Below are 18,569 nucleotides of genomic sequence, written 5' to 3'. Positions count from 1 at the left end.
TCGGGCAACACCGGTGGAGCGGACCGGGGTTCGGGGTCCGCTCCACCAAGGTAATGCGTTCAGCTAGGGATGGCGGATGAAAACAGCCACGGTCCGTGCCGGAACGGCGAAAGTGCCCGATTTCTTCTCGTAGGACGCCGCCTTGACGGTAGAGTCCGCCCCCGCCACCTGCACCGGGTGCAGCTGGTATGTGCTGCCGGCAAGGGCGTCGACCCGCTGGCTCCGCTCCTCGGGCGTCGCGTTGAAGACGACGACGAGGTCACCGAGTTCCATCGTGATCACGCCGGGTGTCTCGTCCTTCCCGGACAGCGGGAAGGACAGCGTCGACTGCACCTGGTCGGCGGTGCCGAGCGAGAACGCCTTCTCCGTCGTACGGATCCTGAGCAGGTCCCGGTACGCGGCCGACGCCCCCTCGATCTGCGCGCAGCCCACCTTCACCGAGCCCAACAGGGGTTTGGCGTACGGCCACTTGGACGTGTTGTCGGCCGCCATGGGCAGTCCGCGGCCGAAGCCGTTGCCGTCCCGGCAGTCCCAGTGGATCGCGTTGAACCAGTCGCCGCTGTCGAAGGAGTTGCGGTCCAGGGACTTGGAGCGCAGCAGGTCGGTGCCCGCCTGGGAGAGCGCCGGGCCCTGTGAGAGGGCGGCCGTGGCCATGGCGAGGACCTGCATCCGGGCCCGGTCGGCGGCGCCGGTGCCCGCGGGCAGCTTGTACGTCAGCGCGTCGAACAGCGACTCGTTGTCGTGCGCGTCGGCGTAGGCGAGGGCGTCACCGGGCGCGTCCGCGTATCCGGCGGGCTGCCCGTTGTAGTCGACCTGGGCGCCGGTGACCCGCTTGCCGTCGGTGTCGGTGAAGGTGAACTGCTTGAGGTTGCCGGAGAGGCCGACCTTGATGAGGTCCTGGTAGTGGAGGAGGCGAGCCTTCTGCTCCGCGGGGGTGCCGTTGTTCTTGCTGGTGTTGGGGTCGGTGTACAGCCCGGACGCGAAGCCCTGGACGCCGGGGTCCTCGTCGAAGGGGCCGCCGCCGCGTACGGCGTCACGGGCGCGGTCGGAGAAGGTCGCGATGCCGGTGCCGGCCATGTTCTGCTGCGTGGCCTGAACGAAGCGGGCGTCGTCGGCGACCTCGCCGAAGTTCCAGCCCTCGCCGTAGAGGATGATCTTCCTGCCGTCGACGCCGTCCTTCGCTGGGGTCAAGGCGTCCAGGGCCTTGCGCACGGCCAGGATGTTGGCCTTGGGGTGGTGGCCCATGAGGTCGAAGCGGAAGCCGTCGACCTTGTACTCCCTGGCCCAGGTGACGATCGAGTCGACGACCAGCTTGCCCATCATGGCGTTCTCGGTGGCCGTGTTCGCGCAGCAGGTGCTGTTGGCGACCGAGCCGTCGGCCAGGAGCCGCTGGTAGTAGCCGGGCACGATCCGGTCGAGCACGCTCGTGGCGGCCTGTCCGCTCGCCGCGGTGTGGTTGTAGACGACGTCCATGACGACCCGCAGGCCGTCCTCGTTGAGGGACTTGACCATCTTGCGGAACTCGACGGTACGGCCGGTGCCGTCCGGGTCGGTCGCGTACGAGCCTTCCGGGACGGTGTAGTGGTACGGGTCGTAGCCCCAGTTGTAGGCGTCCTTCGCGGCGGTCTTCGCCACGCACTCCTGCTGCCGGCCGGAGTCGGCCGGGTAGGAGGCGAGGTCGCAGGCGGGGGTCGCCTGGTCCTGTCGGCGTTCGGGAACGGTGGCGATGTCGAAGGCGGGCAGCAGGTGCACGTAGCTCGTCCCCGACTTCGCGAGCTCCCGCAGGTGCTTCGAGCCGTCGCTGTCCTTGTCGGTGAAGGCGAGGTAGGTACCCCGGTCCTCGGCGGGCACGGTCTTGTCCGCCACCGAGAAGTCCCGGATGTGCAGTTCCTGGATCTCGGCGTCCTTGAGGGGTACGGCCTTCGGCTTGGCGTACGTCGACCAGCCGCCCGGGGCGAGGGACCTGTCGTCCAGGTCGACGACGAGGCTGCGCGCGGAGTCGGTGGTGAGGGCGACCGAGTAGGGGTCGGTGACCTTGTTGGTGACGACCTTGCCGGCGCTGGGCGCCCAGACCTTCACGACGTACCGGTAGGGCTTGCCCTTCCAGGAGGCCGGGCCGGTGACGGACCAGACTCCGGTGGTGTCGTCGCGTCTCATGGCGACCGTGGAGCTACCGAGTTCGAGCTTCACCGACTGCGCGGTCGGTGCCCAGACCGCGAGCGTGGGGCGTCCCTCGGTGAATGTCGGCCCGAGGTGGGCCTTGGTCGCCCTCGGGTACAGGTCGTCGAGCACGCCCGCGATCTGGACGCCGGTCGCGGCCACCACGGCGCCGTTCGCCGCGCGTTGGGAGGCGACGAGCTGGCCGCTCAGGGCTTGGCGTACACGGTCGCGGTCACGCGGGTCCACGGACCAGGCCGTGTAGTCCCTCAGATGCGGGAACTTCGCCTTCTGGGCGTCGGTGAGGGCGGTCTTGGTGAGTCGCAGCCAGCGCTCGTCGTCGCTGGTGAGAGCACCGCCGTCGACGGTGATCGAGCCGTCGTGGGAGAAGAGGAGCTGGGTGGAGGCGGCGGCCTCGGAGCCGTTCCAGACGACCGTGTTCCGGTCGATCCAGACCGCCTTGGAGGTGGTGAGGTCGAGCGCGGCGGCTGACCCGGCGGGCTGCGGGAGCAGGTACTTCTCCTGGCCGTTCAGGAGCCACACCTCGTGGCCGTTGGCCGTGAGGTCAAGGGACTGGTCGGTGGGCAGGTCCTTCTCGTCGCCCTTGTGGAGGATGTAACTGAGGCTTGTCGCACCGTCGTTGAGCGGAACCTCGTAGACCGCTCCGTAGGCGTCGGTCCTCACCGGCTCCAGCGGCTTCGACCATTCGGTGGGGTTCGCGGCGCCCGTCCACACGTGCAGGCCCCAGCCGTCGTAGTTCCCGTCGGCACGGTGGTAGTGGAGGACCGCCTTGGTCCTGTCCTGCGCCGGGTAGTCGGGCTTCTCGGTGAGTACGGCGTCCTTGCCCTGCTCGATCCACACCTCGCCGGCCCTGGTGACGTCGATGGTGCGGTCGGCGGAGACGTCCTTGTCGCCGTCCTTGTCGATGACGAGGAAGCCGACGTTCGAGGCACCGGGCTTCAGCTTGACGTAGGCGAAGGCGCCGTACGCGTCCCGGCCGGTGAAGGGATGGCTGTCGGGCCAGGTGGTGGACTCGCCGTCGGCGAGGTCGCCCCAGGCGTACAGGCCCCAGTCGGCGTAGTCGCCGTCGGCGCGCTTGTAGTGGACGACCGCGTAGTCGCGGGAGGAGGCGGTGGGGGGTTCCTCGGTGGGCGGGGTGCCGGTTTCCGAGGAGGTGGTGGCACTGGCCGTGCGGCCGGCCGAGTCGATCACAACCGCCTTGTAGCGCAGGGCGGTTGCCGCCGGTACGGCCTTGTCGATGACCTGTGTGACCTTGTAGGGCGCGTGGTCGGCGGAGCCCAGCGTCCGCCACGTGCCGTTTCCGACCTGCGCCGCGAAGACGACCCGGTTGAGCCGGCCGCCGTCCACGTCGGCGGTGAGCTCGACGGTGCCCGTGGCGCCGGCGGCCGGGGCCTTGAGCGCGATCGTCGGCTCGGCGGCGGGCTCGGCGGGCTTGCCGGCCGCCTTGAGGACGAGCGCGGAGCCCGCCGGGACGGTGACGGTGATCTTCTTGTCGGCGTCGGTCTTCGTCGTGACGTCGGTGCCGTAGATCCCCTTGAACGCCATACGCGCCGAACCGGTCGCGAACGTCGCCGACTTGGCCTCGCCCGCGTTGTTGAGGGCGACGACGTACTCCTGGCCGCTCTTGGCGTCGGTGCGGGAGAAGGCGTAGATCCCGGCCCCGTCGGCCGCGTACCGCTCCTCCTGGACGCCGTCCGTCAGCGCCGGGTTGGCCCCCCGGAGCTTCGCGAGCGCGGCGATCTGCCGGTACAGCGGGGCACTCGTGTCGTAGGCGTCGCTCGCGTGGGTGCGGTCGGTGCCGATCTCGTCGTCGTCGAGGTAGTCGGCGGTCTTCGACGCGAACATCGTCTGGCGGGCGTCCTTGTCGCCGCCGGCGCCGGTGAAGCCCTGTTCGTCGCCGTAGTAGACGACGGGATTGCCGCGGCTGAGGAACATCAGCTCGTTGGCGAGCCTGTCCTTGGCGAGGAGTTCGGCGTCGGTGGCCTTGGGGTTGTCCTGGTTCAGGAAGTACCCGACGCGGCCCATGTCGTGATTGCCGAGGAAGGTGACCTGCTCGTAGGCGTTGGCCTTGTCGGTCGTGTACTTGTAGTCGTCGCCGAAGACGGACGCCAGCTTCCGCGCGCTGCCGCCCTGGGAGGCGTACTGCCGGGCGGCCTCCTGGAAGGGGAAGTCCAGCGTGGCGTCCAGGCGGCCCTGGGTGACGTACGGCGAGGTGACGGCCGTGTCGGCGGAGTAGACCTCGCCGAACATGAAGAAGTTCTTGCGACCCTGCTCGGCCGCGTACGCGTCGAGGGCGGTGGCCCACTGCGTCCAGAACTCCATGTTCACGTGCTTCACGGTGTCGATGCGGAAGCCGTCGATGTCGAAGTCCCTGACCCAGCGCTGGTAGATCCTCTCCATGCCGGAGACGACCTCGGGGCGCTCGGTCCACAGGTCGTCGAGGCCGGAGAAGTCGCCGTAGGTCGTGGACTCGCCGGCGTAGGTCGAGTCGCCGCGGTTGTGGTACATCGTCGGGTCGTTGAGCCAGGAGGGGACCTTGGCGCCCGCGCCGGTGACCGTCGGCGTGCGGGGGAAGGAGTCGGCGTCCACGGCGGGGAATCCGCGGCCGCCTGCCGCGTAGTCCGCGTCGTCGAACGGCCGGCCGTCCTTCGTCAGATAGGGGAACGCGCCCTTGGAGAGGTAGTCGTAGGACTTCTCCTCGTAGTCGACGACGTCGGCGGTGTGGTTGGTGATGACGTCGAAGAAGACCTTCATCCCCTTGCCGTGGGCCTTGGAGATGAGGGTTTCCAGGTCCTTGTTGGTGCCGAAGTGGGGGTCGACCTGGGTGAAGTCGGTGATCCAGTAACCGTGGTAGCCGGCCGAGGCGTTGGACCCCGTCCCCTGTACGGGCCGGTTCTTGAAGATCGGGGCCATCCAGATGGAGGTGGTGCCGAGGCCCTTGATGTAGTCGAGCCGCTGGGTGAGGCCCTTGAGGTCGCCGCCCTGGTAGAAGCCCTTGTCGGTGGGGTCGTATCCGGTGCTCAGCCGCGAACCGGTGAGCCCGCCCCGGTCGTTGGAGGTGTCGCCGTTGGCGAAGCGGTCCGGCAGGACGAAGTAGAACTGCTCACGGGTGTCGTCGTGCCGGGCCGGCTGCGCGGCGAGCCTCGCGTCGGAGGGCGGTGGCGGCGGGGTGTCCGCCCGGGCGGACAGCGGCTGGACGAGCGCTGCGGCCAGCGCGGTCACGGTGACCGCGGCGACCCGTCCTGCGTGTGCGGTACGGCGCCTCGTCGGCACCGGCCATCTCGGTATCACTGACGTGGACTCCTTGCGATGACGGCTCTGTGGGTCCGACCCCGCGTGACCGTATCGCCGCCGTAAGGATTACAGCAAGAGTCCTGAAACGACCAGAAAGAACTTTCAGCAGCTGGACTTGCCCGCGTAGATCGCCAGCGCCGTGTTGGCGCCCAGGGTGGCCGTGAACTGGCCGCTGGAGTTCACCGCCACGGTCGTGTTGTTCTGCACATCGCAGTACGTCCCCGCGGGCAGCGAGGTCTGGTACGTACGGCTCAGGCTGCCCGCCTCGTGGTTGATCGCCACGAAGCCCTTGCTGCCGCGCCCGAACGCGATCGCATCACCCCCGTTGTCCCACCAGTTGGTAACGGCTTCACCGCGCGTGGCGTTGCGGAAGGCGACCATGCGGATGATCTCGGGCCACTTGTGCTGGCACTTCCAGCCGTCCTGCCAACAGGCATTGACCGCACCGCTGTTGGGCGGACCGGCGTCCGTGTCGGAGAACTCGTACCCGGAGTTGATGTCGGGAGCGCCGTAGGGCCAGGCGAGCATGAAGACGTTGGCCAAGGTGTAATTGGCCCCGTCTTTGTAGTTCAGGGTGGAGCCGTTGCGCTCGGTGTCGTGGTTGTCGACGAAGACGCCGGCCACCGAGCTGTTCATGTAACCCCAGCCCTCGCCGTAGTTCTTCAGGTAGGCGAGGTTCTCGTTGTTGAAGACCCGCTTGAGGTCGTAGGCGTAACGGAACTCCTGGACGTCCCCGTTGCCGGTGTACTCGGTGGGCTGGACGGCCTCTCCGCTGCCGTAGATGACCTCCTGCTTCCAGTACACCGACGGGTTGCTCAGCCGGGACTTGATGTTGGCGAGGTCGGCGGTGTCGATGTGCTTGGCCGCGTCGATGCGGAAACCGTCGACGCCGAGGGTGAGCAGGTCGTTCATGTACCCGGCGATCGCGCCGCGGACGTACGACTCACCTGTGTCGAGGTCCGCGAGGCCGACGAGTTCGCAGTGCTGGACGTTCCAGCGGTCGGCGTAGTTGACGACCTGGGAGGTGCAGTCGTCGAAGTCGTAGGAGGAGTACAGGCCGGGGTAGGTGTACTTCGAGTACGACGATCCGCCGGTACCGGTGCCGCTGCCCGCGGACATGTGGTTGACGACGGTGTCGACGACGACCTTCACCCCGGCCGCATGGCACGTGTTGACCATGTTCTGGAAGGCCGTTCGGTCACCGAGCCGGCCCGCGATCTTGTAGCTGACCGGCTGGTACGAGGTCCACCACTGCGAGCCCTGGATGTGCTCGGCGGGCGGGGAGACCTGGACGTAGCCGTATCCGGCGGGGCCGAGGGTGGTGGTGCACTCCTTGGCGACGGAGGCGAAGTTCCACTCGAAGAGGACTGCGGTGACGTCCTTGCCGCCGGGCGGGGAGGCCTGGGCGGCGGTGGGGGTGAGGACGGCCACCGCGGTGGCGAGCACGGTGGCCGTGGCGGCGGCGGTGACCCTTGCGGTGCTTCTCGGTATCACGTGGGGGTTCTCCTTACGCGACGGCCGGGCGTCTTTGCCCGGCGCCGGCGAGAACGTACCGCTGTTGAAATGTTTACAGCAAGAGTCGAGAAAGTAACGGCAAGAACTTTCACACTTGGCTGGCGGGCCTGCCGGGGAGGTCGCCGCGCCTGCCCCCGCAGGAGTACACGATCTCCACCGACCCGCCGGGCAGGGCCCGTTGGCTCTGGAAGGTCAGTCCGGTCTCGGGGCTGAGCGCCGGGGTGAGCTGGGTGCCGCCGCCGAACAGCATGGGCAGCACGATCAGTTCGAGGCGGTCCAGGGCGCCGAGCGCGTGGAAGGTCGCGATGGTCCGCGGGCCGCCGATGAGGTGGACGTCGCCGCCCCGGTTGGCCGCGCGGATCTTCTCAAGGAGCCGTACCGGGTCGCTGTCGGTGGTGACGTGGTCGGGGGTGCCCTCCGGGCGGTGCGAGCCGAGCACGAACACGTCCAGGTCGGGCCACGGCCAGCGGCTGTTGGTCAGGGCGGGCTCGAAGGTCGTACGGCCCATGAGCGCGGCCTCGCAGTCGGCCAGGAACTCCCGGATGCCGTGGCTCTGGCCGGAGACGAACGCGGGGTCGGCGGTCAGCGCGGGCCAGCCGCTCGGGGTGGTCACATAGCCGTCGGCGCTCATGCTCAGGCGGGCGCGGATCTGCATGGTGTCTCCTCGGGTCGCGGGGCGCTGTTTCGCCCTTTCACCCAAGCGTCGAACGCGGACTCCGCCGATCGACACGCCGGAGAAAGAAATCACCGGGCCCCCTCAGGGCCCGGTGATCCTTCTGCCGGTGGTCAGGCCGTCGTCCACCACACGGTCGTGTCCGCCGGCACCTTCGCGTCCCCGTCGGCCTCGGCGACCTCGCCGCTGGCGAGGAGCAGACGGCCGTACGCCGGAGTCGTCACCGACTCACCGCCGGTGTTGGCGACGCAGACGAACGCGCCGCGCCGGAAGGCGAGAACGCCCTCGGGTGCCCGCAGCCACTCGACCGCGTCGCCTGCGCCCAGGTCGGGCTGGGCGCGCCGGACGGCGAGGGCCGTGCGGTACAGCTCCAGGGTGGAGTCGGGGTCGCCGGTCTGCGCCTCCACGCTCAGCTCAGCCCACTCCGACGGCTGGGGCAGCCAGCTGCCGCCCGCGCCGAAGCCGTACGAGGATCCCTCGCGCGTCCACGGGATCGGGACCCGGCAGCCGTCACGGAAGCCGTCCTGGCCGGCGCCGCGGAAGTACGCCGGGTCCTGCCGGACCTCGTCGGACAGGTCGACGACGTCCGGCAGGCCGAGCTCCTCGCCCTGGTAGATGTACGCCGATCCGGGCAGCGCCAGCATGAGCAGCGTGGCGGCGCGGGCGCGGCGCAGACCCAGCTCCCGGTCGCCCGCCGTGCGGATCTGGGTGCCGAGGCCGGGCGGGTTGGCGAAGCGGGTGGCGTGGCGGGTGACGTCGTGGTTGGAGAGCACCCAGGTGGCCGGGGCGCCGACCGGGCGCATCGCCTCCAGCGTGCGGTCGATGACCTCGCGCAGTTCCTCGGCGTCCCAGGCGGTGCTCAGGTACTGGAAGTTGAAGGCCTGGTGGAGCTCGTCGGGGCGGACGTAGTTCGCGGTGCGCTCGATGGTCGGGGTCCAGGCCTCGGCGACGAAGATGCGCTCGCCGGAGTACTCGTCGAGGATCAGCCGCCACTGGCGGTAGATCTCGTGGACGCCGTCCTGGTCGAAGAACGGCATGACATCGTTGCCCAGCAGCTTGACCTGGTCGTGGGATCCAAGGTCGGGCAGCCCCTCCGCCTTCACCAGGCCGTGTGCCACGTCGATGCGGAAGCCGTCCACGCCCATGTCCAGCCAGAAGCGCAGGATCGAGCGGAACTCGTCGCCGACGGCCGGGTGGTCCCAGTTGAAGTCGGGCTGCTCGGGGGCGAAGAGGTGGAGGTACCACTCGCCGTCCTCGACGCGGGTCCAGGCGGGGCCGCCGAAGATCGACTCCCAGTCGTTGGGCGGGAGTTCGCCGTTCTCGCCCTTTCCGGGGCGGAAGTGGTAGCGGTCCCGGAGCGGAGATCCCGGGCCCTCGGCGACCGCCCGCTTGAACCACTCGTGCTGGTCGGAGGAGTGGTTGGGCACCAGGTCGACGATGGTCCGCAGGCCCAGTTCGCGGGCGTCCCGGATCAGCGCGTCGGCGTCCAGGAGGTTGCCGAACATGGGGTCCACGGCCCGGTAGTCGGCGACGTCGTAGCCGGCGTCGGCCTGCGGGGAGGCGTAGAAGGGGCTCAGCCACACGGCGTCCACGCCGAGGTCGCGCAGGTACGGCAGTCGGGTGCGGATGCCCTCCAGGTCGCCCATGCCGTCGCCGTTGCTGTCGGCGAAGCTGCGCGGATAGACCTGGTAGATCACCGCGTCCCGCCACCAGTCGCTGCGCTTGGCTTCGGCGGAGTGGGGGGCCGGGGCGAGGGCGGAGTGCTGCTGGCTCATGGCGTCCTTGATGTGTAACGGGTTCATCAGGTCAAAGGTAGGGAGGGTGACGAGGCGGCCGTGGTCACAGCGGGGTCGGATGGAGACCACGGCCACCTCGGGTATGGGGGGTGTGGGGGGCTTGCCCCCACAGGGGCGCGGGGCTGCATCGATGTGCGGCTCCGCCGCGTGGGCGCGACCAGCCACGACGAAAGCCGCAGCCGAAAGACGGACAGCCTTACCCCTTCGTGCCACCGGCGGTAAGCCCCGTCACCAGGTTCTTCTGCACGAGGTAGAAGAACGCCGACACCGGTATCGCGATCAGCACCGCCGTCGCCGCCATCAGGTTCCGCTGGGCGTCGTGCTCGCTCACGAAGCTCTGCAGTCCCACCGCGAACGTGTACTTCGTGTCGGACAGCATGAACGTCGAGGCGAACGCGACCTCACCGAAAGCCGTGAGGAAGCTGTAGAACGCGGCGACCGCGAGCCCCGGCTTGGCGAGCGGCAGGATCAGCCGCGCGAACGTGCCGAAGGGGGTCAGCCCGTCGACGCGTCCGGCCTCGTCGATCTCGAACGGGATGGTGTCGAAGTAGCCCTTGAGCAGCCAGGCGCAGTAGGGCACGGCGGTCGTGCAGTACACGAGGATGAGCCCAAGATAGCTGTCGATGAGCTGGAGGTCCGAGAGCATCTGGTACATCGGCACCATGAGTACGGCCACCGGGAACATCTGGGTGACCAGGAGCACCCACATGAACTTCCGGTAGCCCGGGAAGCGCATCCGGGACACGGCGTACCCGGTGGTCGCGGCGATCAGCACACCGATCACCGTGGTGCCGAGCGAGACGATCAGCGAACTCTTGAGCCAGCTGAAGAACTCGGTGTGCTGGAGGACGAACGAGTAGTTGTCGAACGTCATCTTCTTCCAGATGCCGCCCGGGTGGAGGTAGTCGTCCTTGTCCGGACCGAGGGACAGGAAGATCAGCCAGACGATCGGGAACAGCGCGATCAGGCTCGCGACGATCAGGATGCCGTGCGAGGCGAGGGAGCCGGCGAGGCTCTGCTCTCCGCGGCGGCGGACCCGGCCGGGGGCCTGTGCGGGGCCGGCCTCGGACACCGCGGCGGAGGTCTCGACTGTGGTCGTACTCATGGGAGCTCCTGCCTCAGATCGCGAGCTGCTGGTCGTTGCGGTTCAGCCAGCGGCGGTAGAAGGAGGTGAAGACGATCAGGATGGCCAGCAGCAGGATGCCGTACGCGGCCGACTGCGCGAAGTCACGCGGCTGCTGTCCGAAGCCCAGGTAGTAGGCCCAGGTGACGAGGATCTGCGCGTCCGGCGCGGTGGTGCCGAACAGCAGGAAGATCACGGCGAACTGGTTGAACGTCCAGATGATGCCGAGCAGGACGACGGTGGAGCTGACGCTTCTGAGTCCCGGCAGGGTGACGTACCGGAAGCGCTGCCAGGCGCTCGCGCCGTCCATCTCGGCGGCCTCGTACAGCGAGGCGTCGATGGACTGGAGTCCGCCGAGCAGCGAGACCATCATGAACGGCACCCCGCACCAGGTGTTGACCATGATCGCGGCGAACCGCTGCCAGAAGGTGTCCTCCAGCCAGGCCGGACTCGGCAGGTGGAGGGCGTCCAGGGCGGTGTTGATGATGCCGCCGTCGGCGAGCATGAAGCGCCAGCCGAAGACGGTGACGAAGGTCGGCACGGCCCAGGGCAGGACCAGGATCAGCCGGTACAGCGTGCGTCCGCGCAGCTTCTGGTTGAGCAGCAGCGCGAGGCCCAGGCCGACGCAGTAGTGCAGGGCGACGCACAGCGCCGTCCAGACGACCGTCCAGATGAAGTGCGACCAGAAGCGGTCGTAGGCCGTGTCGCCCCACAGGATGTCGGCGTAGTTGTCCAGGCCGATGAACTTGTAGGTGGCGTCGATGTGGTTGACGCCGATCGTGCGGGCCGTGTTGAGGCTGTTGGCGTCGGTGAGGGTGAGGTAGACGCCGTAGACCAGGGGGTACAGCACGAGGACGCCGAGGACGACGGCGACCGGGGTGATCATCGCGTAGGCGTACCAGTGCTTCTGGTAGCTGTGCTTCAGGCGTTGGCCCGGCCCGGGCCGCGGCGCGCGGTCACCGTGGCGCTTGCCGGTGGCGCGGTCGATGGCGACTGTCATGTACGACACCTTCTGGAAGTTCTACGGCTCTGAGAAGTGGCTGCGCACAGGCCGGTGGCCGCCGGATCCCCTCTCCCCCCAGGACCGGGAGATCCGGCGGCCACGCGGGCTCACTTGCTGAAGTCCGGCACCAGCTTGGCGATGGCGGCCTCGGCGTTGCCCAGGCCCTTGTCCAGGGACTCCTTGCCGCCCGCGATGCTGTTCAGCTCGGTGTCGAGCGGGGTCAGCAGGGAGCTGTACTCCGGCAGGGCCACCCGCGGCTGGGCGGAGGCGAGGACCGTCTGGTAGCCGGCGATGCCCGGGTCGGCCTTGACCTCGGCGGTGTAGGCGTCGTCGCGGGTGGGCAGCGTGGAGTTCTTCAGGGCGATCTGCGTCTGGGACTTCGCGGAGGTCATGAAGCCCACGAACTTCGCGGCCGCCTTCTGGTGGGCGGAGTCCGAGCCGGCGTAGACCGAGAGGTTGTGGCCGCCGGTCGGGGCGCCCGCCTTGCCGGTGGAGCCGGCCGGGACGGTGGTGATGCCGAGGTTGGACTTGTCCGTGAACGCGGAGCCCTTGTAGAAGTTGGTGATCTCCCACGGGCCCTGGATGATCGCGGCGACCTTGCCGTTGACGAAGGCGTCCTGGATGTGGGCGTAGGCGTCGGCGGTGGTGTCGGCCTTGTGCAGGCCCTTGCCGGAGAAGAGGCTCAGCCAGGTGCCGTAGCCCTTCTTGGCGGCGGCCGAGTTCACGGTGATCTTCTTGGCGGAGGCGTCGACGGTGTCGGTGCCCTCGCCGAAGAGGAACGGCTGGGCGTAGTAGGCCGCGGTGGAGCCCCAGTAGCCGTCGACGCCGGTCTTCGACTTGATCGTGGCGGCGGCGGTCTTCAGGTCGTCCCAGGTCTTGGGGGCCTCGACGCCGGCCTTCTGGAAGAGCTGCTTGTTGTAGACCAGGGCGAGGGTGTCGGTGACGAAGGGGACGCCGTAGGTCTTGCCGTCGTACTGGGCCTGCTCGATCAGGTTCGGCTTGAACTTGGCCTGGTCGGCCAGGGCCTCGGTGCCGTCGAGCGGCAGGAAGTAGCCCTTCTTGGCGAAGGCGGGGGTCCAGCCGACGTCGGAGCGCAGCACGTCCGGGGCGCCGCTCGCGCCGGCGGCGGTGTCGAACTTGTTCTGCGCCTGGTCGAACGGGACGTTGACGTACTTGACCTTGATGTCCTTGTTGGCGGCCTCGAAGTCCTTGATCAGGGCCTTGTACGTCGGCGCCTCATTGGTGGCGTTGGAGGTGTCCCACCAGGTGATGGTGGTCGGACCGTCGGCCTTGTCGCCGCTGTCGCTTCCGCCGCAGGCCGTCGCCGCGAGGGCGAGGGACGCCACCAGCGCGGTGGCCGCTATGCCACGCCGCATTGAGTTCTCCTTGAGGGTGAAAGCCCGTGTGCTGCGGAGAGAGGCCCCGTCTGCCCTCTCCGTCTGCCGACTGCGCCTTTGCGGCCGCCGGGCGAGTGGGAACGTAACAGCGATGCAAGACTTGCGAAAGAGCTTGCAGAAAAAAAGTGCAAGAGAGTGCGGAAGTTACCCCCTCGTGATCCCTCGTCGATCGTCACGAGACCCTTGTTTTACGGGGCTGAGCGGGACGACTACGGGTTGTGCAAGACTCTGCAAGCTCTTGCCATCCTCCTCCCGGACAGGAATCATCCCCTTGCGGGACAAGGGGCACCGACCAGAACAGAGGGACCGCGATGACGATACGGCCGGTACAGTCCGGTGCCGTGACCACACGGCTAGCCGACATCGCTGCTCAGGCGGGGGTGAGCGAAGCGACCGTCAGCCGCGTCCTCAACGGGAAGCCGGGTGTCGCCGCCACCACCCGCCAGTCCGTACTGGCCGCCCTCGACGTGCTCGGCTACGAACGCCCGGTGCGGCTGCGGCAGCGCAGCGAGGGCCTGGTGGGCCTGATCACCCCCGAGCTGGAGAACCCGATCTTCCCGGCCCTGGCCCAGGTGATCGGTCAGGCGCTGACCCGGCAGGGCTACACGCCCGTCCTCGCCACCCAGACCCCGGGCGGCTCCACGGAGGACGAGCTCACCGAGATGCTCGTCGACCGGGGCGTGGCGGGCATCATCTTCGTCTCCGGGCTGCACGCGGACACCTCCGCCGACATGCAGCGCTACGAGCAGTTGCGGGCGCAGGGCGTGCCATTCGTGCTCGTGGACGGTTTCTCGCCGAAGGTGCAGGCGCCGTTCATCTCCCCCGACGACCGCGCGGCGATGGCACTTGCGGTGACGCACCTGGTGTCGCTCGGGCACACGAAGATCGGTCTCGCCCTCGGCCCCAAGCGCTTCGTGCCGGTCCAGCGCAAGATCGAGGGCTTCGTCCGCACCATGCACGACCTGCTCGGGCTGGCCGCGGCGACCGTCGAGGACGACCTCGTCCAGCACTCGCTGTACACCCTGGAGGGCGGTCAGGCGGCCGCCACCGCCCTGATCGACCGGGACTGCACGGCCGTGGTGTGCGCGAGCGACATGATGGCGCTGGGCGCGATACGGGCGGCCCGGCAGCGGGGCCTGGAGGTGCCGCGGGACGTGTCGGTGGTGGGCTTCGACGACTCCCCGCTGATCGCCTTCACCGACCCGCCGCTGACGACGGTCCGCAAGCCGGTGCCCGCCATGGGGCAGGCGGCGGTGCGGACCCTGCTGGAGGAGATCGGCGGAACTCCCGCGCCGCACAGCGAGTTCGTGTTCATGCCTGAGCTGGTGGTTCGCGGTTCGACGGCTTCGGCCCCCGGGGAACGCTCTCGTCCGTAGGGCGGAGAGACCGGGCTCCGCGCCGTGCGTCGGGAGGAGAACGGGACAGTCTTCCCGTCGTAGGACATGCGACCCGAACCCGACCGGGGGATGATCGGTGGGGTAAGGCGTTTCTGGCAGACTTTGTGCCTATGGGTGACTCGACCGTGACCAGCCTGGAAGACCGCGAGAACGCGGCCGCTCCGGACTCCCTCACGGCCGTGGACCGGCCCGGCCTGCTGCGCCGGCTGCGCACCCCGCGCCGGCCCCGCCTGTGGTTCGAGATCCTGTTGATCGCGGTGAGTTACTGGACGTACTCACTGATCCGCAACGCGGTGCCGGAGCAGAAGGCGGAGGCGCTGCGCAACGCCGACTGGATCTGGCGGATGGAGCACCATCTGGGCATCGCGGTCGAGGAGTCCGTCAACCACGCGGTGAACTCGGTGACTTGGCTCATCGTGGGGATGAACTACTACTACGCGACACTGCACTTCGTCGTGACGCTGAGCGTCCTCGTCTGGCTCTACCGCAGCCATCCCGGCCGCTACGCGGCAGCCCGCATGGTTCTGTTCGCGACGACGGGCGTGGCACTGGTCGGTTACTACCTGTATCCGCTGGCACCCCCGCGGTTGATGAGCGGCGGGAACTTCGTCGACACGGTCATGGTCCACCAGACCTGGGGCTCGATGGCCTCCGGCGACCTGAAGCACATGTCCAACCAGTACGCGGCGATGCCGTCCATGCACATCGGCTGGTCGCTGTGGTGCGGCCTGACGATCTTCGCGCTGGCGTCGGTGCCGTGGGTGCGCGTCCTGGGCCTCCTCTACCCGGCGGCGACGCTCCTGGTCATCGTCGCCACGGCCAACCACTTCTGGCTCGACGCGGTGGGCGGCGTCCTGTGCCTGCTGTTCGGCTTCACGGTGGCGCGCCTCTGGTACGGGGCGCTGCCGTACGCGTTGCCGAAGGTGGTCCCGGACCCGGGGGGCCGGGACCGGCGCCGGAAGGCCTACGCCCCGTAGAACAGCTCCTCCACCACGCCCCGGGCCCGTCGGGCCGTACGCCGGTAGTCGTCCAGCATGTCTCCGGCGTGACCCGGCCCGTACCCCAGGTACCGGCCCACGGCGGCCAGTTCGCGTGCCTCGGTCGGGAACGTGTCCCCGGCCCGGCCCCGCACCAGCATCACCGCGTTGCGCACCCGGGTCGCCAGCACCCATGCCTCGTCGAGGACCTGGGCGTCGTCCGCGGAGATGAACCCGGCGTCCCGCGCGGCGGTGAGGGCCGCGCGGGTACGGGTCGTGCGCAGCCCCGGCGCCTGCGCCCCGTGCCGCATCTGGAGCAGCTGGACCGTCCACTCGACGTCCGAGAGCCCGCCCGGCCCGAGCTTGGTGTGCAGTTTCGGGTCGGCACCGCGCGGCATCCGCTCGGACTCCATGCGTGCCTTGAGCCGCCGGATCTCGCGTACGGCGTCGTCACCGAGGCCGTCCGCCGGGTAGCGCAGGGGGTCGATGAGCTCGACGAAACGGCGGCCCAGATCCTCGTCGCCGGCCACCGGTTCGGCCCGCAGCAGCGCCTGCGACTCCCAGACCAGCGACCAGCGGCGGTAGTAGGCCGCGTACGAGGTCAGCGTGCGCACCATCGGCCCGGACCTGCCCTCCGGGCGCAGGTCGGCGTCGATGAGCAGCGGCGGGTCGGCGCTCGGGATCTGCAGCAGACGGCGCATCTCGGAGACGACCTTGTCGGCCGCCTGGGAGGCCTCCCGCTCGTCGACGCCCTCGCGCGGTTCGTGCACGAACAGGACGTCGGCGTCGGAGCCGTAGCCGAGTTCGTGACCGCCGAAGCGGCCCATGCCTATCACGGCGAACCGGGTCGGCAGGGTCTCGCCCCAGCCGTCCCGGACGACCGCGCGCAGGGTGCCGGCGAGGGTCGCGGCGGTCAGGTCGGACACGGCGGCGCCGACGCGGTCGACCAGGGCGCCCTGGTCCGGTTCGGCGGGCTGGGTCTCGGTGCCGTAGGAGCCGACGATGTCCGCGGCGGCCGTACGGAAGAGTTCGCGGCGGCGGACTCCACGGGCCGCCGTGACGCCCTGGACGGCGCCCTCGGCACGGCCGACGGCGGCGAGTATCTCCTGCTCGAGACCGGCCCGCCCGCGCGGGTCGAGTCCCCCGCCGTCGCCGTCCCCGAGCAGCGCCACCGCTTCCGGGGCGCGCATCAGCAGGTCGGGGGCGAGGCGCCCGGCGGACAGGACCCGGGCGAGGTTCTCGGCGGCGGCGCCCTCGTCGCGCAACAGCCGCAGATACCAGGGCGTCTTGCCCAACGCGTCCGACACCTTGCGGAAGTTGAGCAGTCCGGCGTCCGGGTCGGCGGACTCGGCGAACCAACCCAGCAGGACGGGAAGGAGAGTTCGCTGGATGGCTGCCTTGCGGGTGATCCCGGAGGCGAGGGCCTCCAGGTGGCGCAGGGCGGAGGCGGGGTCGGCGTACCCGAGCGCGACCAGCCGCTCCCGGGCCGCCCCGGCACTCAACCTGATCTCCCCGGCCCCGAGTTGGGCCACGGCGTCCAGCAGCGGCCGGTAGAACAGCTTCTCGTGCAGTCGTCGTACGACGGAGGCGTGCCGCTTCCACTCGCGGTTCAGGTCGGTCACCGGGTCTGCGCGCAGGCCGAGGGAGCGGCCGAGGCGGCGCAGGTCGGCCTCGTCCTCGGGGACGAGGTGGGTGCGGCGCAGCCGGTAGAGCTGGATGCGGTGCTCCATGGAGCGCAGGAAGCGGTAGGCGTCGTCGAGCTGTGCGGCGTCGGCGCGGCCTACATAACCGCCGGCGGCGAGGGCCTGGAGGGCGTCGAGGGTGGTGCCGCTGCGCAGCGAGCCGTCCTCGCGGCCGTGCACCAACTGCAGGAGCTGTACGGCGAATTCGACGTCCCTGAGGCCGCCGGGGCCGAGCTTGAGCTGCCGGTCGAGCTCGGCGACGGGGATGTTCTCGACCACCCTGCGCCGCATCTTCTGCACGTCGGCGACGAAGTTCTCGCGCTCGGCGGCCTTCCAGACCAGGGGTTCGAGGGCGGCGACGTACTCCTCACCCAGCGCGAGGTCGCCGGCGACCGGGCGGGCCTTGAGGAGGGCCTGGAACTCCCAGGTCTTGGCCCAGCGCTGGTAGTAGGCGAGGTGGCTGGAGAGGGTGCGCACCAGCGGGCCGTTCCTGCCCTCGGGCCGCAGATTGGCGTCGACGGGCCAGATGGACCCCTCGACGGTGGTCTCGGAGCACACCCGCATCATGTGCGAGGCCAGCTTGGTGGCGGCGCGCAGGGCCTTGCCCTCGTCGGCCCCTTCGACGGCCTCCCCCACGAAAATCACATCGACGTCGGAGACGTAATTGAGTTCATGTCCCCCGCACTTGCCCATCGCGATCACCGCGAGCCGGCACAGTGCGGCGTCCTCGGGGGCGGCCGTACGCGCTATGGCGAGGGCGGCGCGCAGGGTCGCGGTGGCGAGGTCGGCGAGTTCGGCGGCGGTCTCGGCGAGGTCGGTGGTGCCGCACACGTCACGGGCGGCGATGGACAGCAGACAGCGCCGGTAGGCGACGCGCAGGGTGACGGGGTCGGCGGCCTCGGCGAGCCCGCGCTCGAACTCCTCGACACCGGGGTGCAGGTCGCGCGGCTCGTAGGTGACGAGGGCCTGCCAGTCGCCGGGGTGCCGGGCGAGATGCTCGGCGAGCGCCTGGGACGCGCCGAGCACCCCGAGCAGCCGGTCCCGGAACGGCTTCGCCGCTATCACCGTGTCGAGCAGCTCCCGGTCGGGCTGCGCCTCGAGCAGCCGTACGAGACCGAGCAGCGCGAGATCGGGGTCGGCGGTCCCGCCGAGCGCCTCCAGGAGCACCGGGTCGTTGCGTACGGCGCTCAGCTCCCCGCTCTCCAACAACCGCTCGGCGGCCGACGGATCGGTGAAACCGTGCCGCAGCAGCCGCGTGAAGGTACTGCTCCTGCGCCCCGGCGCCGACGTCATCCCGGCCTCCCGTCCGATCAAGGTCGTGTCGATCGAGCGTAACCGGAGAGCCGGGGAGAAGCGCCTGGGCGCGGGCGGGTGGATTCCGGGCGCGGCCGGGCCGGTCTCCTGGCCGGACACGGCCCCGGCGCCGGCGCCGGGCGGATCGTCGTCTGCCCCGCATCCGGACCACGCCTTCGGCAGACTGGGAGTGTCGAGCCGGACCGCCGCGGTGGCCCGGGTGTTCCCCGAGCCGGAGGCT

General features: G+C 69.6%; 10 protein-coding genes. 2 read left to right on the top strand and 8 right to left on the bottom strand.

Going from position 1 to position 18,569, the window contains the following annotated elements:
- Positions 1-63 precede the first annotated feature (63 nt).
- The 7 genes from pulA to ACFYZ8_RS05015 all read right to left on the bottom strand — a co-directional run bounded on the left by pulA (position 64) and on the right by ACFYZ8_RS05015 (position 12,958).
- On the bottom strand, positions 64-5,469 hold the full coding sequence (gene pulA, locus ACFYZ8_RS05045; RefSeq protein ID WP_388535257.1) for a pullulanase-type alpha-1,6-glucosidase: 5,406 nt from the start codon (positions 5,467-5,469) through the stop codon (positions 64-66).
- Between the two features lie 105 nt (positions 5,470-5,574).
- The gene (locus tag ACFYZ8_RS05040; RefSeq protein ID WP_388535259.1) at positions 5,575-6,966 is read right to left on the bottom strand and encodes an alpha-amylase family protein; all 1,392 of its coding nucleotides are present in this window, start codon (positions 6,964-6,966) and stop codon (positions 5,575-5,577) included.
- Positions 6,967-7,075: 109 nt separating this feature from the next.
- Positions 7,076-7,642, bottom strand: a complete 567-nt coding sequence (locus tag ACFYZ8_RS05035; RefSeq protein WP_388535260.1) for a dihydrofolate reductase family protein — start codon at positions 7,640-7,642, stop codon at positions 7,076-7,078.
- 131 nt (positions 7,643-7,773) lie between these two features.
- The gene (locus ACFYZ8_RS05030) at positions 7,774-9,435 is read right to left on the bottom strand and encodes a glycoside hydrolase family 13 protein (RefSeq protein WP_388536322.1); all 1,662 of its coding nucleotides are present in this window, start codon (positions 9,433-9,435) and stop codon (positions 7,774-7,776) included.
- Positions 9,436-9,652: 217 nt separating this feature from the next.
- Positions 9,653-10,561, bottom strand: a complete 909-nt coding sequence (locus ACFYZ8_RS05025) for an ABC transporter permease subunit (RefSeq protein WP_359034426.1) — start codon at positions 10,559-10,561, stop codon at positions 9,653-9,655.
- Positions 10,562-10,574: 13 nt separating this feature from the next.
- The gene (locus ACFYZ8_RS05020; protein WP_388535262.1) at positions 10,575-11,579 is read right to left on the bottom strand and encodes a carbohydrate ABC transporter permease; all 1,005 of its coding nucleotides are present in this window, start codon (positions 11,577-11,579) and stop codon (positions 10,575-10,577) included.
- Between the two features lie 110 nt (positions 11,580-11,689).
- Positions 11,690-12,958, bottom strand: coding sequence for an extracellular solute-binding protein (locus ACFYZ8_RS05015; protein ID WP_359034422.1), 1,269 nt, complete (start codon positions 12,956-12,958; stop codon positions 11,690-11,692).
- Between the two features lie 362 nt (positions 12,959-13,320).
- On the opposite strand from ACFYZ8_RS05015, the gene ACFYZ8_RS05010 reads away from it, so the two are divergent.
- Together ACFYZ8_RS05010 and ACFYZ8_RS05005 are read left to right on the top strand one after the other, a co-directional pair.
- Positions 13,321-14,355 carry a LacI family DNA-binding transcriptional regulator gene (locus ACFYZ8_RS05010; RefSeq protein WP_388535266.1) on the top strand — a complete coding sequence of 345 codons (1,035 nt, stop codon included), beginning with the start codon at positions 13,321-13,323 and terminating at the stop codon, positions 14,353-14,355.
- A gap of 131 nt (positions 14,356-14,486) precedes the next feature.
- Positions 14,487-15,353, top strand: coding sequence for a phosphatase PAP2 family protein (locus ACFYZ8_RS05005; RefSeq protein WP_388535269.1), 867 nt, complete (start codon positions 14,487-14,489; stop codon positions 15,351-15,353).
- Here the strand turns inward: ACFYZ8_RS05005 and ACFYZ8_RS05000 are convergent.
- Entirely contained in the window at positions 15,341-18,328 is a 2,988-nt protein-coding gene (locus ACFYZ8_RS05000) for a bifunctional [glutamine synthetase] adenylyltransferase/[glutamine synthetase]-adenylyl-L-tyrosine phosphorylase (RefSeq protein ID WP_388535271.1), read from the bottom strand. The two genes, ACFYZ8_RS05005 and ACFYZ8_RS05000, sit on opposite strands and share 13 nt — an antisense overlap.
- Positions 18,329-18,569 lie beyond the last annotated feature (241 nt).

The organism is Streptomyces sp. NPDC001668 (assembly GCF_042893155.1).
Taxonomy (GTDB): Bacteria; Actinomycetota; Actinomycetes; order Streptomycetales; family Streptomycetaceae; genus Streptomyces.
This window is presented reverse-complemented; position numbering and strand designations above follow the sequence as displayed.

Coding starts and splice junctions, on each gene's coding strand:
- ACFYZ8_RS05035 (WP_388535260.1), bottom strand. CDS start 7,642: ATGCAGATCCGCGCCCGCCTGAGCATGAGCGCCGACGGCTATGTGACC.
- ACFYZ8_RS05030 (WP_388536322.1), bottom strand. CDS start 9,435: ATGAGCCAGCAGCACTCCGCCCTCGCCCCGGCCCCCCACTCCGCCGAA.
- ACFYZ8_RS05025 (WP_359034426.1), bottom strand. CDS start 10,561: ATGAGTACGACCACAGTCGAGACCTCCGCCGCGGTGTCCGAGGCCGGC.
- ACFYZ8_RS05020 (WP_388535262.1), bottom strand. CDS start 11,579: ATGACAGTCGCCATCGACCGCGCCACCGGCAAGCGCCACGGTGACCGC.
- ACFYZ8_RS05015 (WP_359034422.1), bottom strand. CDS start 12,958: ATGCGGCGTGGCATAGCGGCCACCGCGCTGGTGGCGTCCCTCGCCCTC.
- ACFYZ8_RS05005 (WP_388535269.1), top strand. CDS start 14,487: ATGGGTGACTCGACCGTGACCAGCCTGGAAGACCGCGAGAACGCGGCC.
- ACFYZ8_RS05000 (WP_388535271.1), bottom strand. CDS start 18,328: ATGACGTCGGCGCCGGGGCGCAGGAGCAGTACCTTCACGCGGCTGCTG.